Here is a 21,570-nt window from a genome sequence, read left to right as displayed (position 1 = left end):
TACACGCGTTTCGATCAAAAATGAAACGCGTGTATACTTTTAGCTCTTGTCACATTCATTGTACCACCAAAGTTTCCATAAACTGCGAAGTAACGTGTACATGGATTTGCTTTCTTCCATTCTGAATCTTGATGAGTATATTTATACGCGCTTCGGCAGAATACTACGCTTTCCATGGGCACGGCCTCAGCCTCCTCAGAAGCAAAGAATGCTTCTTGCGGGGTCTTCGGACACGTGCTGTTCCCATAGGAGTCTACGTATTCTGCCTCCGCTAATTATGTAGTCATAAGAGAATATGTCTATACTTTTTATGTGAATTTAGGTCTGATCGATTGAGCTAATGAGTATTATCTTATTCTAAAAGAGCTTGACAGAGTTAGTTAAACCTTTATCCTTATAAATAGATAAGGTAAAAAATGAGGTGCGAGGAATGCAGACAAAATACAGTATAGTAAAAGAAGCAATCAAGTCCCAAATATTAGATGGGACCTTTCAACCACATCAAAAAATTAGTTCAGAAAGTGAATTAATGAAGGAATTTGGTGTGAGTAGACATACAGTAAGATTAGCTATTGGCGATCTGGTTAATCAAGGATGGTTATATCGTGAACAGGGAGCAGGAACATTTTGTGCCGATCGAACAAACGAGAAATCACAATCATTTGTAGATCAGAAAAATATAGCTTTAATTACAACCTATTTATCTGATTATATTTTCCCGTCTATTATTAGAGGTGCTGAATCCTATTTAAGTAAAGAAGGTTATCAAGTTAGTCTGTTCAGTACTAATAATGATCATGATAATGAACGTAAGTTTTTGGAAAAAATCTTAATGCAACATTTCGATGGTGTCATTATTGAACCAACCCGAAGTGCGATAAGCAATCCTAATATTAATTATTATTTAAATTTAGAACGGCAACACATTCCTTACCTGATGATCAATGCTTATTATGATGAATTAGAACCCTTTCATATTGTAGTAGATGATGAAAAAGGAGGACTAATTCAAACAGAACATGTAATTGAACTAGGTCATCGAAATATTGTAGGCTTTTTTAAAAATGATGATATCCAGGGAACCAAACGGATGAAAGGTTATTTAAAAGCACATCGTAAACATAATATCGAAATATTCCCAAATAATATTGTGACGTATAACACAGAGGAAAAGTCATCAAAACCGATTGAAATGTTAAAACAGATACTAAGTGAACCAAAGGATAAACGTCCAACAGCAATTGTATGTTATAACGACGAATTGGCTATTAAACTACTGGACGTCTTAAGAGAAGCACACTTAAAAGTGCCAGAAGATATTTCGATTGTAGGATTTGACGACTCATTTATGGCTGAACTAACGGAAGTGAAGTTAACTACTGTAAGCCATCCGAAGAGTGAAATGGGTGAATTAGCAGCAAAAGTAATTCTGGATATGGTGAAAAGAAATAAAGGTTCCAAGAGACAACAAAATATGGAAAATGATCTTATTCGTTTTGATCCGGAATTAACCATCCGTAACTCGACCGCACCATTAAAAAATAAAATGGAGTAGAAGTTTAATAGCGAACCCAAAAAGCGTATACACCTGTTTCAATCTCTGGTGAAACATAATGTATAAGCTTTATTTGGCGATATATCCTATCAAAAGATACCATACAAATATTGTAATAACCGGATGATCTGCTATACTAGTAGTACGTATAATTTGGAGGAGAACTAATATGAAACCATCATTGTAATCGCTTTCAATTAATACATCAACATATATAAAGAAATTTCTGCTTATAAAAAGTGCTCGCTTAAGTCATTGTTTGTGTGCAGGAAGTAGGGGGTCAGAAAAATGGAGGCTAAATATAAAAAGATAAAGCAATCAATTAAATCGAAGATATTAGAAGGTTTGATTCAAAAGCATGAAAAAATAAGCTCAGAAAGTGAACTAATGCGACAGTTTGATGTAAGCAGGCACACTGTTAGATTAGCATTAGGCGAATTGGTAAATGAGGGTTGGTTATACAGAGAACAAGGAGCAGGTACTTTCTGTGCGGATCGATCAGCTCAAGAAAAGGATCGTTCTTTTGTTCAACAAAATAAAAATATTGCGATAGTGACTACATATATTTCTGAGTATATTTTTCCTTCCATTATTCGTGGAGCAGAGGGTTATTTGAGTGAACAAGGATATCATGTCAGTATTTTTAATACGAATAATAGGTATGAACAAGAGAAGAAAATATTAAGTCAGTTGTTGTCGGGTAATTATGACGGGATTATTATTGAACCGACACATAGTGCTTCAGCTAATCCTAATCTAAAATATTACTTGAATCTGGAACGAGCAAGAATCCCATACGTAATGATCAATGCATTGTATGAAGAGTTAGAGCCGGTATATTTTATGGTAGATGATGAGAAGGGTGGATATATCCAAACAAAACATTTACTTGAATTGGGTCATAAAGAAGTTGCGTGCATGTATAAGACGGATGATTCCCAAGGACAAAAACGATTAAAAGGTTATATTAAGGCGCACAGGGACTTAAATGTGTCATTAAATCCGAAGAATATTGTCACTTATTCAACAGAGAACCAACATACAGAGCCCTTAGCAGAATTAAAAAAATTGTTAGCAATGAAAGAAAATAAGCCAACAGCCATCGTCTGTTATAATGATCAATTAGTTTTATATTTAATGGATGAAGTAAGGAAGTTAGGAATTAGAATACCTGAACAATTATCATTAATCGGCTTTGATGATTCAATGTTAGCGGAGATATCGGAAGTTAAATTGACATCAGTTAAACATCCTAAAAGTCAATTAGGTTTAGACGCGGCAAAGGCTATTATACAAATGATTAAGAAGAACGAAGCGATACACACGTATGATCAATTAGCCCAATTGTATGAACCGGATTTAATTGTTAGACAGTCAACTGCCGAACCAAATATGGAGCACCGTGATAAGTTAGAGAAGAACTAGTTAATAACTCCATCATAACTGATTCTTCTTTTTAAGCAGTACTACAGGGAAGGGCATTTACCAAGAGTGTTACGTCAAACAATAAAGCGTGATTATGGAAATAAAAAGATAAATAGGAAAGATATAGATATTAATTTCCGCTTGTTAGATTCTTGACAAAAATTCATTTATACCATAATCTTATTATACGTACATATTTATGCTGTGAGTATAATCATGTACGTTTAACTTACTTTTATGTAAGCGTATTAATTTATTAGTAGTGTTTTAATTATAGTACTTTAAAATAAGAAAGGATGAAAAATATGGCAAATGAAACAGTGAAGGCAAAGATGGTTGTAGACAAAGAGTTCCAGATCTCGGAGATTGACCCAAGAGTTTACGGGTCATTTATTGAGCACTTAGGACGAGCGGTGTACGGTGGTATCTATGAACCAGATCATCCAACAGCAGACGACAAAGGTTTTAGACAAGATGTTATTGATTTAGTAAAAGAATTGCAAGTTCCAATTGTTAGATATCCTGGTGGAAACATGGTTTCAGCATATAACTGGGAAGATGGTGTAGGTCCAAAAGAAGACCGTCCAAAACGTCTGGAATTAGCTTGGAGAGTAACAGAAACAAACCAAGTTGGTACGAACGAATTTGTTGATTGGGCAAAAGCAGCCAATACCGATGTGATGATGGCAGTTAACTTAGGGACGAGAGGAATCGATGCTGCCAGAAATCTATTAGAATATTGTAATCACCCGGGAGGTACGTACTGGAGTGATTTACGTAAATCCCATGGGTACGAAAACCCTCATAACATTAAAACTTGGTGTCTTGGTAACGAAATGGACGGGCCGTGGCAGGTTGGACAAAAAACAGCCTATGAATATGGTCGTCTAGCTTATGAAACAGCTAAAGCAATGAGACTTGTAGATCCTGAAATAGAATTGGTAAGCTGTGGTAGCTCTAATTCCAATATGCCAACATTCCCTAGCTGGGAAGCAGAAACACTAGAGCATACGTATGAGGTAGCAGATTATATTTCTTTACACCAATACTACGGTAACCGTAGTGGTGACACGGCTAACTATCTAGCGAAATCAATGGATATGGAAAACTTTATTCAAACTGTAATTGCTACATGTGATTATATTAAAGCGAAAAAACGCAGTAAAAAGAATATGTATCTAAGCTTTGATGAATGGAATGTATGGTTCCACTCAAATGAGCAGGATAGAGAGATCGATCCATGGACTGTAGCACCACCACAATTGGAGGACGTGTATACATTTGAAGATGCTCTCTTAGTAAGTAGTATGTTAAATACTATGTTACGGCACTCTGATCGTGTCAAAGTTGCATGTATGGCTCAGCTTGTAAACGTTATCGCTCCAATAATGACAGAAAATGGTGGAGCTGCATGGAAACAGACTATTTTCTATCCATATTTCTATACATCTGTATATGGACGTGGTGTAGCGCTTAATCCAGTAGTAAGTTCACCTAAATATGATAGTAAAGATTTTACAGATGTTCCATATCTAGATCCATCTGTTGTATATAATGAAGAAAAGGAAGAGTTAGTTGTATTTGCTACTAACCGCCACTTAGAAAAACCATTAGAAGTTGATATCGATGTCCGTTCATTTGAAGGTTATGAAGTGGTTGAACATATTGTACTTGAAAATGAAGATGCGAAAGCAGTAAACCTTGCTGGTCAAGAGAATGTGAAACCACATGCTAATGGAGAATCTTATCTAGATGATGGAAAACTAGTAGGTATTTTCCCTAAATTCTCTTGGAATATGATTCGTTTAAAAAAAGCAAACCGTAATTAAAAGAAGTAGATGGAGGAGTGTATTTGTATACCTCCTCCGTATCTATTTCCATATTGTCCTAGGAAAGGCAGTGGTTATAAGTGAAACACCATCAATATGCAGTCACACCGCCAATGGGCTGGAATAGCTGGGATTGCTATGGTGCAACAGTAAGAGAAGAGGAAGTACAGGGCAATGCAGATTATATGGCTGAACATCTAAAACCATTTGGCTGGGAATATATAGTGGTAGATATTCAATGGTCAGAATCTGGAGCAATTTCATCTGCGTACCGCCCATTTGTACCTCTAGAAATGGATGAGTATTCCCGATTAATTCCTGCTGAAAATCGCTTTCCATCAGCAAAAAATAACCAAGGATTTAAACCGCTGGCAGATTATGTACATCAATTAGGTTTGAAATTTGGTATTCATATCATGCGAGGTATACCTAGACAAGCCGTACACCAGAACACAAAGATTCTTGGTACAGAAAAACGTGCAAGAGATATCGCAAAACCAAATTCTATTTGTCCTTGGAATACAGATATGTATGGGGTCGATCACAGGAAAGAAGGGGCACAGGAATACTATGACTCTCTTTTTCAATTGTATGCTGACTGGGGAGTCGATTTCATCAAGGTAGATGATATTGCGGATTCCAAGTTATATGGCATCCATGCAGAAGAAATAAAAATGATTCGAAAAGCGATCGATAAATGTGGTAGGCCAATGGTTTTAAGTCTATCACCGGGTCCGGCTACACTTGAATATGCTAGTTTTTTAGAAGAAAATGCAAACATGTGGAGAATGACAGATGACTTTTGGGATATCTGGGATTTACTATATGATATGTTCGAAAGATGCTATAAATGGAGTAAAAATATTGGGCCTGGATTTTGGCCGGATGCGGATATGCTTCCCTTGGGGCATATTGGAATTCGCTCTGTAGATGGAGGAGCATCGGATCGATATACTAGATTTACCAAAGAGGAACAAGTAACCATGATGACATTATGGTCGATCTTCCGTTCACCACTGATGTTTGGAGGAGAACTGAGAGATAATGATGATTGGACACTTTCATTATTAACGAATCAAGAAGTATTAGAGGTACACCGAAATGGATGTGGCGCACGTCAAGTCTACCGTGACAATGACAGAGTTGTCTGGAGTTCATTTGGTGATGAGCAAACCGTTTATGTAGCATTATTTAATATTGCTGATCAACAACAAACTATAGAAGTAACTATAAATGATTTGGGTATAACTAATAATCAAGTGGAACTTCGAGATGTATGGGAACAACAAGATGTAGGGACAATAACAGAATCGATAACGTACGACTTAGCCCCGCATGCTTCAAAGTTATTAAAAATAACAGATGCCAATATTAAAAACTGCCATAAAGTAACAAGATTAAATTTATAATGAGGTGAAAAGTATGACGAAAAAAGTAATTGTCAATGCTGATGTTGGAAAAGGTACGATTAACAAAAATATTTATGGGCACTTTGCGGAACATTTAGGCCGATGTATATATGAAGGCTTTTGGGTCGGTGAAGATTCCGACATACCAAACACCAACGGGATACGGAATGATGTTGTCGAAGCATTGCGTAATTTGAATATACCAGTACTACGTTGGCCAGGTGGTTGTTTTGCTGATGAATATCATTGGAAAGATGGTATTGGCCCAAGAGAAAATCGTAAACGTATGGTAAATACGCACTGGGGTGGTGTTATTGAAAATAATCACTTCGGTACACATGAATTCTATATGCTTTGTGATCTGCTCGATACAGAACCATACATTAATGGAAATGTAGGCAGTGGTACAGTTCAAGAGATGTCCGAATGGGTAGAATATATGACTTTCGATGGTGAGTCTCCAATGGCTAAATGGCGTCAGGAAAATGGTAGAGAAGAGCCATGGAAATTGAAATATTTTGGTGTAGGTAATGAAAACTGGGGATGCGGTGGTAACATGCGCCCGCAATACTATGCTGACTTATATCGTCGATTCCAGACTTACGTAAGAAATTACGGAGATAATGAAATTTTCCGTATTGCTGGTGGTGCCAACGTAGCTGACTATAACTGGACAGAAGTATTAATGAGAGAAGCTGCTCACCTGATGGACGGCTTAAGCTTACATTATTATGTACACCCAGGTGGTTTCTGGAACAAAGGACCGGCAACAGGATTTTCTGAAGATGTATGGGATATTACCATGGAAAAAACTTTTTACATTGAAGAGCTGATTGAAAGACATGGAGCTATTATGGATAAGTATGATCCAGAAAAACGAATTGCCATGATTATTGATGAATGGGGTGCATGGTATGATGTGGAACCGGGTACGAACCCAGGTTTCTTGTATCAGCAAAATACGATTCGCGATGCATTGGTAGCCGGTATTTCACTTAACATTTTTAATGAGCATAACGATCGTGTTCAAATGGCAAACATTGCACAAACAATTAACGTTATTCAGTCTATGATTTTAACGGATAAGGAAAAAATGATTTTAACACCTACTTATCACGTGTTTGAAATGTATAAAGTACACCAGGATGCGGAGCGCTTAAACTTAAACATCGAAACTAGTTCCATTAAAGTGGGAGATAAAGAAATTCCACAGGTATCAGCTTCTGCATCAAAAGCAGCAGACGGTTCTGTTACGATTACATTATGTAACTTAGATAAAGCGGAATCAGTAGATTTAGCAATTGATTTGCGCGGTAAAGATCTTGCAGAGGTTTCTGGTCGCATCATTACGGCGGATGAAATGGATGCCCATAATACATTTGAAAACCCAGACAATGTAAAACCAATCGCATTTAATGATTTTCAGACGAATGGTAGTGAATTAACGCTGACATTACCATCTAAATCAGTCCTAAGTATTACGATTAAATAAAATGTATGGAAAAGTCGGTAAGGCCAACCTTATCGACTTTTCTCATTAAACGAAGTTGTTTTTATGTTTAACAAAAGATATTACACAAAGGATAAGTAAATGTATTTGTTTATAAAATTAGTTTTTTTTAAGAAAAAGATTGAAAAAACTTATACAGTTATATATAATAGAACCACAACCACTTATACGTACGTTTTAGTAACGATTAATTTATCTATGTTACTAAAACAACTTGTACTACAGTAGAGTTTAGGGAAGGTTCAATTATTGAAAGCGGATTCATTAGAGGAGGGGTTATAGTGGCAACAAATGAGACAGTTAAAACAGTTGATACAAATAAAGGTCCAAGCCCATTTATGAAGTTTTTAAATTCCAAAAAGGTTGTACCTTATATTTTCGTATCACCATTTATTATTTCTTTCTTAATACTAACTGTTTATCCGGCAATTCGTGGTATTATCATGAGTTTCCAGAGTGTGTTACCAGGGCAAGTTGAGTTTATTGGATTTCAAAATTATGAAAGGGTTTTTAATCCGACCTTTTATAAAGCGTTATCAAATACAACGATATACGTAGTCTTAACGGTTCTATTATTAACCATATTACCAATTATTTTTGCAGTAATATTAGATTCGAAATTTACAAAGTTGAAAACGCTATTCCGTGCTTCCTTATTTATGCCGACATTAGCATCAACAATCGTAGCAGGTATGATTTTCCGTTTGATGTTTGGGGAAACGGATACAGCTGCAGCTAACCAACTTTTAAACTGGCTAGGTATGGAATCAGTTGACTGGCGATTTAATGCATGGTCAGGGATGTTCTTAATGGTTATGCTTTGTGTGTGGCGTTGGTTAGGGGTTAATATCCTTTACTTCTTAGCTGCATTACAAAATGTGCCAGATGAATTATATGAGGCAGCAGACATTGACGGTGCATCCATATTCCAAAAGTTTTGGTATGTAACATTACCTTTCTTAAAACCAGTTACCATTTTTGTAGTAACTATTTCTATTATAAACGGTTTCAGAATGTTTGAAGAAAGCTTCGTATTCTGGGAAGCAGGATCACCAGGGAATATTGGTTTAACAGTAGTTGGTTACATTTATCAACAAGGTATTCAACAGAATGACATGGGATTCGGTGCAGCTATTGGTGTTATCCTAATGCTCATAATCTTCGTTATTAGTTTTATTCAATTAATTCTAACAGGTGCATTCAAGCGAGGTGATGAATAATGAAAAGCGAACAAAGAAAAAATACGTTCACATGGGTTATTAATATTGGCATGGCAATTGTATGTTTAATTGCTCTATTCCCAGTTATAATGCTATTAATTTCGTCTTTAAGACCTTCATCAGAATTGATGCGTACTGGTATTAGTTTAGCATTTGATTGGAGCATGCTAAATTTAGATAACTATAATTATATCTTTACACAAGCGGGAAGCTATTGGTCTTGGTATACGAACAGTTTAATTATTTCTGCTGTTACTATTGTGTTATCGTTGTTCTTCTCATCTATGGTAGGTTATGCGTTAGCGGTATATGATTTTAAAGGTCGAAACCTATTCTTTACTTTTGTAGTATTCATCTTGATGGTACCTTTCGAAATTTTAATGTTACCATTATTCCAGATGATGATTAAAGCTCAATTAGTAGATTCTTATCTTGGTGTCATTTTACCGATGGTCGTAGCACCGATTGCAGTATTCTTCTTTAGACAATACGCGTTAGGACTACCAGTACAATTAATGGATGCAGCACGTATTGATGGTTCCACTGAATATGGTATTTTCTTCAAAATAATGCTGCCGTTAATGGGTCCATCACTTGGTGCAATGGCAATCTTGCAAGGTCTTGGAAGCTGGAATAACTTCTTATGGCCATTAATCGTATTACGTTCAAATGATATGTTTACCTTACCGATTGGTTTGGCAACACTATTAACGCCTTATGGTAATAACTATGATGTATTAATTGCCGGATCGGTCATGACAATCGTACCAATCATTATCTTGTTTATTTTCTTCCAACGTTACTTTGTTGCGGGTTTAACAACTGGGGGAGTAAAAGGATAATAGTGTTTATTTAGGATGTGACAAAGATGTTTGGACAACAATTTGTAGGTTCATTGGATCGACTTTTAAGAATAATCGTACAGGTAGCTTGGCTCAATTTTTTATGGATTTTATTTACTTTGCTAGGTCTTGTAGTAGCTGGTATTTTTCCAGCTACTACAGCGACTATAAGTGTGGCAAGAAAATGGGTTCAGAAACAAGAAGATATATCCGTTTTTAAAGCTTTTAAACAATCGTACAAAAAAGAGTTTATAAAATCGAATATCATCGGATTCATACTAACTGCTATTGCAGCAGTAATGTTCATAAATTATCATGCTTTATTACAGTTAGGTGACCAAGTACCAATTATTGTTGTCTTTGCATATTACTTTGTCATTTTCTTATACGGTATTTTAGTAATTTGGATTTTTCCATTATTAAGTCATTATCAATCAAGTGTAAAGCAATATTTTAAAAATGCTTTAATTATAGGAATAACAAAAATGCCAACTACAATTCTTATTGGTCTAATCATATTTGTTATACTTTATATGTCTTTAGAGTTACCTAGTATGTTGTTGTTCTGTACAGTAAGTTTAATAGGTCTATCTGTAGCATTCTTTTCAATGAGAGTGTTTAAAAAGATAGATAATAATGAAGCTTAATAAAGAATGTACGTACTAATAATCAAAAGTATTAATAAACAAAAATGTTAATCAATTAATTTATATCGCGTTTAAATAAACTTATTGACAAATCTAAATAGTAATGATATCTTATAGTTAATGTTAGGGTAAATATAAACGGGGTTGGTACTTCGAATTTTCTATCTTGTCCGAACAGGTATGAAAATGATAACTTCGTTTATTTCTTTCATTTAGTTGAAAGCGGTTACTGATCAGGTTTTCAATCTTAATATTTAGGGGGTAAAAAAAATGAAAAGAAAAAGTTTGTTAGCCATTTTATTTGGAATTGTTGCTATGTTTCTTGTAGCTTGTGGCGGTGGAGATGACACGTCAGATGAAGCAGAAGATGTAACAACTGTTGGTGAAGACATTGAGGATGCTACAGAATTAACATTATGGGTGTTTGCAGGTCAACACGTTGATTTTTACGAAGATGCTGCAACGAATTGGAATGAAGAAAATCCTGATAATGCAATTAAATTAACTGTAGAAACTTATCCATATGATCAAATGCATAATAACTTATTACTAGCGTTGCAATCAGAAAGCGGTGCGCCAGATATCGCTGATATTGAAATAGGTCGTTTTCCTAACTTTTTAGAAGGTCAACCACAATTATTACCAATGAATGAACATGTTGAACCGATTATTGACGAGTTTGTTGAATCTCGTTTTCAGATTTACTCTAAGGATGGGGACTATTACGGAATGCCAACACACGTTGGTGCATCTGTAATGTACTATAATACCGAAATAATGGATGAAGCAGGTGTGGATATCGAATCTATCGCTACTTGGGATGACTTTATCGCTGCAGGTGAACAAGTTGTTGAGAATACGGATGCAATGATGTTCAATTCATTCCCAGGTGATTATTTACCATATTTCCAAATGGTATCTCAACAAGAATCAGATTTTATCGATGAAAATGGTAATCCTACAATAAACCGTCAAGAGAATGTTGATGCGTTACAATTATTATTAGATATGCAAGAAGCAGAAATCGCTGAAGTTGCTCCAGGTTCACAACCACACGCTGAAGAATTTTATTCTTACATGAACGATGGTGGTGCAGCTGCGGTCAGTATGCCGATTTGGTACATGGGCCGTTTTACAGATAGTATGCCAGACTTAGAAGGAAAAATAGCAGTTCGTCCAATGCCAGCATTTGAAGAAGGTGGAAACCGTTCTGCTGGTATGGGTGGTACAGGTACTGTAGTAACAAATCAGACGGAGCACCCAGAGTTAGCTAAAGAATTCTTGGCGTATGCTAAACTTTCTGAAGAAGGTAACGTTAAATTATGGACAATCCTAGGATTTGACCCAATTCGTCATAGTGTATGGAATGATGAGAGAGTGCTAGAAGATAACAAATATTTCCAATTCTTTGGTGATGATATCTTTGATACATTAACAGAAATTCGAGATGAAATTGCTGCTACAAATGTAACACCATTAACACCAGATGTTGTAACAGAGCTGAACACGAATACGCTTAATAATGTATTACGTGACGGTTCTCAATCACCACAAGAGGCGTTAGATGCAGCACAAGAAGCAGTGGAATCACAAATAACAGACTAATATGTAAATCGAAGGGCTATTCAAATCGAATAGTCCTTCTTTTATTGCGCGTGGATAATATAATGAGATAAAATGTCAATAGAGATGAAAAATGGAGGAGAGAATCATGCCTAAAATTATGTATTTTGACTGTTTTTCCGGGATAAGCGGAGATATGACTATTGCAGCTCTATTGGATACTGGAATCTCTATGAAGTGGTTTGAGAATCAGCTAAAGGCATTACATTTAGATAAAGAGTATCAATTAAAGCTAGATAAAATAGTAAAGAACGGAATTAATAGTAATAAGTTCGATGTGAACTACGATGAAGGGCATCACCACCATCACCATGGACATAGTCATGATCACGATCATTCTCACCATCACCGGCAATATAAAGACATTGTCAAACTTATTGACGATAGTAAACTAAACGATGCGGTGAAAAAAATGTCTTTAGAAATGTTCCGTGTGATAGGTGAAGCGGAGGCAAAAATACATGGAATGGAGTTGGATAATGTACATTTCCATGAAGTTGGTGCAATCGATTCGATTATAGATATTGTTGGTACTGCGATACTGATAGATGAATTACAAATTGATCGGATTGTATCTTCTGCTGTGCCGGTCGGATCTGGACACATACATATTGATCATGGTGTATATCCTGTTCCTGCACCAGCAACATTGGAAGTGTTAAAAGGTATTCCATTAAAAGAAAGCAAAGTAAAAGGGGAATTAACAACCCCTACAGGAGCAGCCATTATCAAGACACTAGCAGATGATTTTTCTACAATGCCAAACATCAAAGTAGAAAAAATAGGCTATGGTGCAGGAACAAAAACATTTAAAAATCACCCCAACGTATTAAGAGTAATAATCGGTGAAAATTAAAGAGGGGGCCTCGCTTGGCCAGAAGATGGAATATATACGAGCTTTCCATGGCCTCTAGCATATTCCTAGCCTCAAGTACCCTTGCATATAATCCAAGCGCGATATACATAAACTGCGAAGTAACTGTCATGTGGATTTGCTTTCTTCCATTCTGCTCTAGAGAGTACTGGCATACCGCTCCGGCAGAATACTTCGCTTTCCGTGGGCACGGCATCAGCCTCCTCAAAAAGCAAAGTCGCTTTTCTGCGGGGTCTTCAGCTTGTGCTGTTCCCACAGGAGTCTGCGTATTCTGCCTACGCCAAAAGTGATTCTCTAATTATTGTAAGAATAAAACCCACGGAATTATATTCTTAGGATTTCCTCTCACTTAATCAGTAAGCTACTCTAAGCTGCGGAAAAAATGCGAGACTTCTGTGGGAAAGGAACAGTCTGAAGACCCCACTGGAAGCGGTTTTGGCTTCCGAGGAGGCTGAAGCGTTCCCCACGGAAAGCGAGTATTTTTTCCGCAGCGGCGAATTAGCTCTCAACAATAATCAGAATGGAAGAGAGCAAATCTGAATTTTCACTAGTTCGCAGTTTTTATCTATATCGAATCAAAACACAGAAAAACCGGGCGGCTCAGGCTGCCCGGTTTTCTTATGCTTCTTTACTTTTATATTGTGCCCGGTATTTACCTGGGGTGATTTCTTCCATTTTTCTAAAGGAACGGATAAAGTTCTGAGAATTATTATACTGTAATTTTTCAGCAATCTCTTTTACTGACATATTAGTTGTCGTGAGCCATTCTTTCGCTTTGTTAAGTCGATAACGAAGTAAATATTCACTAAAAGAGTATCCTGTTTCCTTTTGGAAAATACTGCTTAAATAATTTGGATTATAGTGTACCTCGGCTGCAATCACATCAAGTGAAATGTCTTTATTATAATCCTCATGAATAATTCGAATCATTTTATCCGAAATTTTCTTGTTCTTTGAATCATCTTTAGCATCAATACTCTCGATAAGAGGAAAGATAATGTGATCGCTGACCCAGTCATGAATCGCTTCAATCGAGTTTAAGTTTTGATAATACGTAATCATATCAGTTGATTGGAAGTCTTCAACATGGGCACCAAGCAATTCTTTTAATTCATATAATTCATATAAGAACCTGGATAAGATAATTTCTAGCTGTTGATGGTGAATATCGTGGCGATCCAGATATTCAAAAAACTTGGCAATCTCAGTTAAGGCATGTTCTCTATCACTTAACTTAATAGCATCAAAAATTTTATTTTTAATTGCTGTCGGATACGGTGCAACACTAGAGTAGCGCCTATTAAGATTTTCATAGAAAATAATCGAAGACTCGCCCATTTTTAGGCGATATTTTAATGCTTCTTTACTTTCTTTAAAAGCTGTATCTGACTCTTCTAGTTCGTTGAAACGGTTGCTGATACCGATGCTGACTGACAGGTGGAATAACTCCATCACTTTGGTCTGGATTAGTTTCACCTTCTGATTAATTATATGGGTATAATCAGATTCATTGTCACACTCCGTTATAATAAGAGTGGATTGGGTGTCATTAATTACCACAGGAGTAAAACGTTCCTGGCTTGGAATAAGATCCTCAATTAAATTGTTAATCGCAAATAGAATCAAATCCTGATCATTTTTATTAAATTTTTCCTGGTCAATTTCATCTAATTTTAATGAAAAGACCGTTAACCCTGTCCAATTCTGGTTATAGTTAAAGGATTTCACTTTAAGCGGAAGTTCGCTATTCGTTACTTTTCCTTGTAATAATCGAATCATGAAAAGTTGTTTTAACTGTGTAACCTGACTTTGGACACGCTTTTCTAACAAATGATTTTGATTTAATAATTTTTCAATATGTGTCTCGATTAAATCGAATTCATTAGTAGTATTTCCGGATACAGTCTTACCTTCACTTGAAGAATCTATCACGCTTTTTAATTTTTTGACTGGTTTATATAAAACTTTGCTGCCAATAAAGGCAATGCATAATGAAATAATTAGCAATATCGAAACAATTAAGACCGTTAACCAACCGATAGAGCTTGATTTCATATGCAAGTCACTTAATTTCACCAAAGAAAGATAAGTCCAATCATTATATTCTGAAGTTTGATAAGAGATTTTAAAATCTGTTCCATTAATTTGATACTCAAATTGGCCTTCTAATTCATTTCGATCTATCATATTAAACAAATTATTCGGGATATATCCATCTTCTCCAGTGTACTCCGCATTACTGTGGGCAATCGTCTGATTATTATCATCTAAAATAATAAATGATTCACTGTCATTACTTTGCGCCATGATTTCATTCAATTCACAAGTAGGGACAATAATGGATATAAGACCATCTGGTTGTGATGATAAGATCGGCAGTTTTTTCACTAAATTAATATAATGAGAACAGCTTCTTTTTGTAGCATTCGGTAAATGTATCTGATTTGCTTCTTCCATTAGCCAAACAGATTTCTCGGGTAAGTTTAAATAGTTTGTGTTTATTTGTTCATAAGCTTGATTATCAAGATGCACTAAACCATCGTTATTTATGAGCCATCTCTTATCGAAACTTACTAATATAACATCTTCAATTCCCGTATCTATTGTTTGTAAATGATTTAAGTCTTTCCTTAACTTATGAAAATCACTAAAAGACTTACCATTCATATCTCCTTTTAAAAATTCCTGTGTTTGAGCTGAACGCACAAAATAGGTCGTAGATAGATCAATATATTTTAATACTTGTTCCACGTTAGTTTGTATTTGATAAATATTTTGCTTTTTTTCGTCATTGGAATAATCCACAATTGCCTTAGATGATTGCCAATAAGATAATCCACCAGTAATAACAACAGGAACTGTACTTAAGATAACTAAAAATGCTATCAGTTTAAAATAATGTTGAGTAGAGAATTTTTTCATAGACATAACTTCCTTAATCGATATATTTTAAACAGATGAATAGCGCTAGGAAGTGGATATGGGTGTTTTTTCAATTTGTTCTTGTTGTTTTTTTAGCAATTGCCTAAAACCAATATGAACAATAAACATCGTTGCGTAAGCGCTAACGCTAAAACTAAAAAAAAGTGTGATACCAGGAAATTTCAGAGAAGCAAAATAAATCCCGGCTAAAACTGTAATAGCACAGATAGAGTAGTGTAAGTTCACTGCTCCAATTGACACCGCATATCGAATATATTGCCAAAAGCGAAGCTGATAATGAACATAAACTGGTGCAATATATAAAACCAGCATAACGTAAAGGAACGCAGCTAATACAAAAATTCCAAATAGTACTGGATATAAATTCGAACTATTCATTAATCCTGTATATTTTAAAAAAACAGATAAAAAATAACCAATAATATAAATAATTAAGCCAAATAGGTTAGCACGTAGGAAATTATACTTATATTCTTTAAAGAAGGTTTCAAAAACAGGTGTATCATATTCTTTTAAAACCCACTTGCGGGCAACAGCGAACATAGCAATCGTCGCTGGCATAATACCGAAGAGAATTAAACCTAATAAAGTAAATGCTATCCATAGTATATTTAACCATGCAAACCGAGTAACCCATACACTAATGCGGTAAAAACCGCCCCACATTCCTGAAAGTTCCATCATAAAACCCACCTAATTCTGTAAATTAAATGCTATTATATAATAGGATACCTTGTTATTCACATTCCGTAAATAGTAAATGTGAAGCGCTTTCAATGTATGATCATTTTATAAGGAGGCATGAACCCATGCCAATCAAGGGATTTAGTGAACAGTGGCAAATAAAATAATCATTATTTAATATTATTTTCTCCTGTACTAAAAAATGATCATTTTTAAAAAAAAGCTCACATATTTTCTTTTTGCAGTAAGCGTTTTCAATCACTGTGAAAAAGTGATTATATACAAATGCTTATCTATTTCTTACTATTAAATTGTACACGGCAAGATGTTGTTGTACAAAAAATAAGATTCTGGAGGGTGGTTAATTTGAGTAATTGGAAAAAACTAATGGGAATCATGTTCTTACTATTATTTGTAGTATTAGCTGCATGTAGTAGTGATAGCACGACTGAAGGTGGAGACAATAGTGCATCTGAAGATGACACTTCTCAAGAAGAAACAAATGACACTGATGAAGAGGAGGCAGATTCGGGAGAAGCGTATTCATTTACGATTATGGCAAACTTACACACACCAGAAGTACCTAATGAAAAAGTATTAGAAAAGATTGAGGAAGCAACTAATACAGATATCGAAATTCAATGGGTACCAGATAATAACTATGAAGATCGATTAAACACAGCATTTGCAACCAATTCTTTACCTGAGGCAGTGTTCTTGAAAAACCAGGCAACGTTTATTCAGTTCCGTGATGCAATGGAAGATGAACAGTTCTGGGAAGTAGGACAATATTTAGATGAGTTTGAAAATTTGTCTAAATTAAAAGAAAATGTACTTGATAATACGAGAGTAAATGGCAATTTATACACATTATATCAAGGTCGTCCTTTATCAAGACAAGGTTTAATCTATCGTAAAGATTGGGCTGATAATCTTGGATTAGAAGAACCGACTACAACAGAAGAATTTATGGAAATGGCAAGAGCGTTTACGGAAGATGATCCAGATGGAAATGGTGAAGATGATACATTTGGTGTTACAGATCGTAGTGATTTAATTTATGGTGCATTCAAAACAGTATCTTCCTGGTTTGGTACTCCGAACGAATGGGGAGAACAAGATGGTCAACTATTACCTGAGTTTATGTTCGATGAATATAAACAAACAATGGAATTCTTTAGAGAAATGCATGAAAACGGATACATTAATCAAGACTTTCCTGTAACTAGTAAAACAGATCAACAAGAATTCTTTAAAAACGGAACTGCAGGTATGTATGTTGGTTCCATGGGTGATGTTGGTAGTCTAAATAATGATGCAGTAGCTATTAACCCAGATGTAGAATTTGATGTGCATAACCATATTGAAGGACCGGATGGGGAGTTTGGTGTATGGGCTATCCCAGGTTATGGTAGTTTAGTAATGTTCCCGAAAAGCTCTATTGAATCAGAAGAAGATTTAAAGAAAATCTTAGGATTCTTTGATCAATTAATGACACCAGAAGTAATAAATTATGCTTATTGGGGTATTGAAGGAGAGCATTATGAAGTCATTGAAGATAGTGCTCAACCAACAGATGATCAGTCATTGTTTGATCGAGAAGTAAAACCTTACCAAGCTATTGAAATCGGCGAACCAGAAACAAACGGTCGCTATGAAGGTTACTTCGATTATGATGTGAAAGCTAAATCAGAAGAATTGTTTAAAGATAATGAGAACTATTTAATCGAAGATCCTACTGTACCACTTTATTCTGAGACATACGTAAATGATGGTGCAAGACTTCAAGAAATCATCATAGATGCAACTTATCAATATATTTTAGGGCAAATTGATGAAGCTGGTTTTGATGATGCAGTAGAGAATTGGGAATCTCAAGGTGGAGAAGCGATTATCGAGGAATTTAACGCATCCGAATGATAATAGTAAATGGGCTCTTAAAATACTCATTTTAAGAGCCCAACCTATATCTGTAAGGTTGTATGAATGGGAGATGATCATTATGTTATGTTAGTTGCTTATATAAAACAGAAATGAAAACCAAAACCTATACAACACCATGGAAAGCAACTCGTAAGATAATGATTATTTACGTTATATACCCTATAAAGTAGGATTTTGTTAAAGCAACAATGCATAATCGAATATAAAAAGAAAGTATTCTACTTACCAAAGTTCGTCTCTTTATAGTGTTATAGTATCTATTAAATAAAGATAGTCGTTAGATGCTTGCTATATTAATCTATACTTCGAGGCATTGTTGTACAACAAAAATAATACTAAAGGATGGTTTATTTGATTAATTGGAAAAAAGAGAAACTAATTACAGTATTACTTCTATCGCTTTTAGTTTTTGCTGGTTGTAGTAGTGATAGTGCATCAAGTGAAGGAACTGGTGGTTCAGGTGACGGCGATTCATTTACGGTCATGGCTAACTTACATTCACCAGAAGTACCAAACGACAAAATTTTAGAAATAATTGAAGAAGAGACCGACAAAGAAATTGAAATCCAATGGGTACCAGATAACAATTATGAAGACCGATTAAATACGGCATTTGCAACAAATTCATTACCAGAAGCAGTTTTCCTAAAAAACCAAGCATCATTTATTCAATTCCGCGATGCAATTGAAGATGAACAGTTCTGGGAAGTTGGACAATATTTGGATGAATTTGAGAATCTAGCGAAATTAAAAGACACCGTATTAGATAACACGCGGATAAATGGCAACCTATATACGTTATATCAAGGACGTCCTTTATCCAGTCAAGGTCTTATTTATCGCAAGGATTGGGCTGAAAATCTTGGTTTAGAGGTGCCGACAACAACAGATGAATTTATGGAAATGGCAAGAGCTTTTACGGAAGATGATCCTAATCAAAGTGGTGAGGACGACACATTTGGTTTAACTGACCGTAGTGATTTAGTATACGGTGCATTTAAAACTGTTGCTTCCTGGTTTGGTACACCAAATAACTGGGGGGAGAAGGACGGAAAACTAATGCCAGAGTTTATGTTTGATGAATATAAAGAAACGCTGGATTTCTTTAAGGAAATGTATGATAACGGTTATATCAATCAAGATTTTCCTGTAACAAGCAAAACGGACCAGCAAGAATTCTTTAAAAATGGAACAGCTGGAATGTATGTAGGTTCCATGGGTGATGTAGTTAGTTTAAATAATGACGCAATAGCGATAAATCCTGATGTAGAATTCGATGTGCAGAACAAGATCGCTGGACCAGATGGTGAATTTGGAGTTTGGTCAATTCCTGGTTATGGGAGTTTAGTGATGTTCCCGAAAAGCTCTGTAGAAACAGAGGAAGAATTATTAAACATCTTAGATTTCTTCAACCAAATGATGACGCCAGAAATAGCGAACTATTCTTATTGGGGTATTGAAGGTGAGCATTATGAGGTTGTCGATGATCGCGCTTTGCCGTCAGATGACAAAGCCTTAACGGATAGAGAAGTAAAACCATATATGGCGATAGGGATTGGCGAGCCTGAAACAAACGGGCGTTATGAGTCTGTATTTAATTATGATGCAAAAGAGAAAGCTGAAGAGTTAACAAAAGAAAATGAAGATTATTTAATTGAGGATCCAACAGTACCACTATATTCAAAGACATATGTGGATGATGGTGCGAGACTTCAGGAAATTATTACAGACGCAACATATAACTATATTATTGGTCAAATGGATGAAGCAGGCTTTGATGATGCAGTTGAAAACTGGAAATCGCAAGGTGGAGATGCGATTATCGAAGAATTTAACGCATCTGAATGATAGTAGAACAAGGGCTCTTAGGGTGAATCATTTTAAGGGCCCAACCCATATCTGTCAGGTTGTATGAATAGGAGATGATCATTATGTTATGTTAGTTGCTTATTGAAAACAAATATATGAAGAAAAGACTATTCCATAATAGGAATGGCAACTCGTAAGATAATGATTATTTACGTTATATAACCAATGACGTAGGATTTTGTTAAGACAACATTTACAAATGAATTTTAAAAGAAAGGATTCTGCTTATGGGAACAACTACATTAACTGCAAAAGAAGAAACAAAACAAGTTAGAAAAATGAAACGATCAGAAACATGGCGAAAAATCAAACGGAATAGATTGCTTTATCTAATGATTCTGCCAGGTTTACTTTACTTCCTCATTTATAAGTATTTACCGATGTATGGCTTAATCATTTCATTTCAAGATTATAAGCCATATATGGGGATTGGAGGTAGTGAATGGGTTGGATTTGAACACTTTAATCGGTTATTTGCGAGTTCTGAATTTTGGATGATCTTTAAGAATACATTGGTTTTATTTGCTTTACAGATCTTTGTTTTCTTTCCAATTCCGATTATTATTTCGTTAATGCTTAATGAAGTTCGACATAGCTTTTTTAAACGAGGTGTACAGACTCTTATCTATATACCACACTTTATGTCGTGGGTGGTTATTGTTTCGATCAGTTATGTGATGCTGACTCTTGATGGCGGAATTGTAAACGCTATTATAGAGAGTTTTGGTTTCCAGAAAATTAACTTCCTTTTAAATGATGATTGGTTCCGACCGATGTATATTTTGCAAGTTATCTGGCGAGAAGCTGGATGGGGGACCATTATCTTCTTGGCGGCGATTACAGCAGTGGACCCGCAGTTGTACGAAGCTGCAAGAATGGACGGGGCCAACCGATTCCGACAAATGTGGCACATTACTTTACCGGCGATTCGTAACGTTATAATCGTATTGTTAATTTTAAAAATAGGTGATGTTTTAGAGTTAGGTTTTGAACATGTTTATTTATTATTGAACTCATCTAACCGGAATGTAGCTGAAATTTTTGATACGTATGTCTATGTTGCCGGTTTGCAACAAGGGCAATTTAGTTACAGTACCGCGGTTGGTTTCTTTAAAGGGGCTGTCGGACTTGTGATGGTAGTATTTGCCAACTGGTTAGCGAAGAGATTCAATGAAGAGGGTATCTATTAATAGACA

Annotated in this window: 16 protein-coding genes; 13 read left to right on the top strand and 3 right to left on the bottom strand. The window is 35.5% G+C overall.

The features are described 5' to 3' along the window. Positions 1-430: 430 nt before the first annotated feature. The 10 genes from GI584_RS22070 (at position 431) to larC (ending at position 12,916) form a co-directional block, all read left to right on the top strand. Positions 431-1,555 (top strand): GntR family transcriptional regulator, encoded by a 1,125-nt coding sequence (locus tag GI584_RS22070; RefSeq protein ID WP_100358739.1) that lies wholly within the window; start codon positions 431-433, stop codon positions 1,553-1,555. Positions 1,556-1,843: 288 nt separating this feature from the next. After that, positions 1,844-2,980 carry a GntR family transcriptional regulator gene (locus GI584_RS22065; RefSeq protein ID WP_153792638.1) on the top strand — a complete coding sequence of 379 codons (1,137 nt, stop codon included), beginning with the start codon at positions 1,844-1,846 and terminating at the stop codon, positions 2,978-2,980. Between the two features lie 305 nt (positions 2,981-3,285). Beyond that, positions 3,286-4,809, top strand: a complete 1,524-nt coding sequence (gene arfA, locus GI584_RS22060) for an arabinosylfuranosidase ArfA (RefSeq protein ID WP_153792637.1) — start codon at positions 3,286-3,288, stop codon at positions 4,807-4,809. 80 nt (positions 4,810-4,889) lie between these two features. Then, complete coding sequence (locus GI584_RS22055; RefSeq protein WP_100358742.1) at positions 4,890-6,218, top strand: glycoside hydrolase family 27 protein; 1,329 nt, start codon at positions 4,890-4,892, stop codon at positions 6,216-6,218. 13 nt (positions 6,219-6,231) lie between these two features. Beyond that, complete coding sequence (locus GI584_RS22050) at positions 6,232-7,710, top strand: alpha-N-arabinofuranosidase (RefSeq protein ID WP_153792636.1); 1,479 nt, start codon at positions 6,232-6,234, stop codon at positions 7,708-7,710. 356 nt (positions 7,711-8,066) lie between these two features. Further along, a complete protein-coding gene (locus tag GI584_RS22045; protein WP_100362395.1) occupies positions 8,067-8,948 on the top strand; it encodes a carbohydrate ABC transporter permease in 882 nt (293 codons plus the stop codon). Further along, the gene (locus GI584_RS22040; RefSeq protein WP_100358744.1) at positions 8,948-9,790 is read left to right on the top strand and encodes a carbohydrate ABC transporter permease; all 843 of its coding nucleotides are present in this window, start codon (positions 8,948-8,950) and stop codon (positions 9,788-9,790) included. The genes GI584_RS22045 and GI584_RS22040 overlap by 1 nt, the downstream gene beginning before the upstream one ends. Positions 9,791-9,816: 26 nt before the next feature. Continuing rightward, the gene (locus GI584_RS22035) at positions 9,817-10,437 is read left to right on the top strand and encodes a YesL family protein (RefSeq protein WP_100358745.1); all 621 of its coding nucleotides are present in this window, start codon (positions 9,817-9,819) and stop codon (positions 10,435-10,437) included. Positions 10,438-10,707: 270 nt separating this feature from the next. Continuing rightward, a complete protein-coding gene (locus GI584_RS22030; protein WP_100358746.1) occupies positions 10,708-12,042 on the top strand; it encodes an ABC transporter substrate-binding protein in 1,335 nt (444 codons plus the stop codon). A 106-nt stretch (positions 12,043-12,148) separates the two neighbouring features. Then, positions 12,149-12,916 carry a nickel pincer cofactor biosynthesis protein LarC gene (gene larC, locus GI584_RS22025; RefSeq protein ID WP_153792635.1) on the top strand — a complete coding sequence of 256 codons (768 nt, stop codon included), beginning with the start codon at positions 12,149-12,151 and terminating at the stop codon, positions 12,914-12,916. A 71-nt stretch (positions 12,917-12,987) separates the two neighbouring features. On the opposite strand, the gene GI584_RS22020 is transcribed toward larC, so the two are convergent. The 3 genes from GI584_RS22020 to GI584_RS22010 form a co-directional block, all read right to left on the bottom strand. Next, entirely contained in the window at positions 12,988-13,125 is a 138-nt protein-coding gene (locus GI584_RS22020; protein WP_153792634.1) for a hypothetical protein, read from the bottom strand. A 427-nt stretch (positions 13,126-13,552) separates the two neighbouring features. Continuing rightward, a complete protein-coding gene (locus tag GI584_RS22015) occupies positions 13,553-15,856 on the bottom strand; it encodes a helix-turn-helix domain-containing protein (protein ID WP_153792633.1) in 2,304 nt (767 codons plus the stop codon). A gap of 45 nt (positions 15,857-15,901) precedes the next feature. Continuing rightward, complete coding sequence (locus GI584_RS22010) at positions 15,902-16,558, bottom strand: YesL family protein (protein ID WP_153792632.1); 657 nt, start codon at positions 16,556-16,558, stop codon at positions 15,902-15,904. 369 nt (positions 16,559-16,927) lie between these two features. Between GI584_RS22010 and GI584_RS22005 the strand changes: the two genes are divergently transcribed. The 3 genes from GI584_RS22005 (at position 16,928) to GI584_RS21995 (ending at position 21,564) form a co-directional block, all read left to right on the top strand. Continuing rightward, a complete protein-coding gene (locus GI584_RS22005; RefSeq protein WP_407647379.1) occupies positions 16,928-18,481 on the top strand; it encodes an extracellular solute-binding protein in 1,554 nt (517 codons plus the stop codon). A 375-nt stretch (positions 18,482-18,856) separates the two neighbouring features. Then, on the top strand, positions 18,857-20,353 hold the full coding sequence (locus tag GI584_RS22000) for an extracellular solute-binding protein (protein WP_228552307.1): 1,497 nt from the start codon (positions 18,857-18,859) through the stop codon (positions 20,351-20,353). A 299-nt stretch (positions 20,354-20,652) separates the two neighbouring features. Next, positions 20,653-21,564 (top strand): ABC transporter permease, encoded by a 912-nt coding sequence (locus GI584_RS21995; RefSeq protein WP_228552449.1) that lies wholly within the window; start codon positions 20,653-20,655, stop codon positions 21,562-21,564. Positions 21,565-21,570: the final 6 nt, after the last annotated feature.

It is taken from the genome of Gracilibacillus salitolerans, from assembly GCF_009650095.1.
GTDB classification, from domain to species: domain Bacteria; phylum Bacillota; class Bacilli; order Bacillales; family Amphibacillaceae; genus Gracilibacillus; species Gracilibacillus salitolerans.
This window is presented reverse-complemented; position numbering and strand designations above follow the sequence as displayed.

Coding starts and splice junctions, on each gene's coding strand:
- GI584_RS22040 (WP_100358744.1), top strand. CDS start 8,948: ATGAAAAGCGAACAAAGAAAAAATACGTTCACATGGGTTATTAATATT.
- GI584_RS22045 (WP_100362395.1), top strand. CDS start 8,067: ATGAAGTTTTTAAATTCCAAAAAGGTTGTACCTTATATTTTCGTATCA.
- GI584_RS22050 (WP_153792636.1), top strand. CDS start 6,232: ATGACGAAAAAAGTAATTGTCAATGCTGATGTTGGAAAAGGTACGATT.
- GI584_RS22015 (WP_153792633.1), bottom strand. CDS start 15,856: ATGAAAAAATTCTCTACTCAACATTATTTTAAACTGATAGCATTTTTA.
- GI584_RS22030 (WP_100358746.1), top strand. CDS start 10,708: ATGAAAAGAAAAAGTTTGTTAGCCATTTTATTTGGAATTGTTGCTATG.
- larC (WP_153792635.1), top strand. CDS start 12,149: ATGCCTAAAATTATGTATTTTGACTGTTTTTCCGGGATAAGCGGAGAT.
- GI584_RS22065 (WP_153792638.1), top strand. CDS start 1,844: ATGGAGGCTAAATATAAAAAGATAAAGCAATCAATTAAATCGAAGATA.
- GI584_RS22035 (WP_100358745.1), top strand. CDS start 9,817: ATGTTTGGACAACAATTTGTAGGTTCATTGGATCGACTTTTAAGAATA.
- GI584_RS21995 (WP_228552449.1), top strand. CDS start 20,653: ATGAAACGATCAGAAACATGGCGAAAAATCAAACGGAATAGATTGCTT.
- arfA (WP_153792637.1), top strand. CDS start 3,286: ATGGCAAATGAAACAGTGAAGGCAAAGATGGTTGTAGACAAAGAGTTC.
- GI584_RS22010 (WP_153792632.1), bottom strand. CDS start 16,558: ATGGAACTTTCAGGAATGTGGGGCGGTTTTTACCGCATTAGTGTATGG.
- GI584_RS22070 (WP_100358739.1), top strand. CDS start 431: ATGCAGACAAAATACAGTATAGTAAAAGAAGCAATCAAGTCCCAAATA.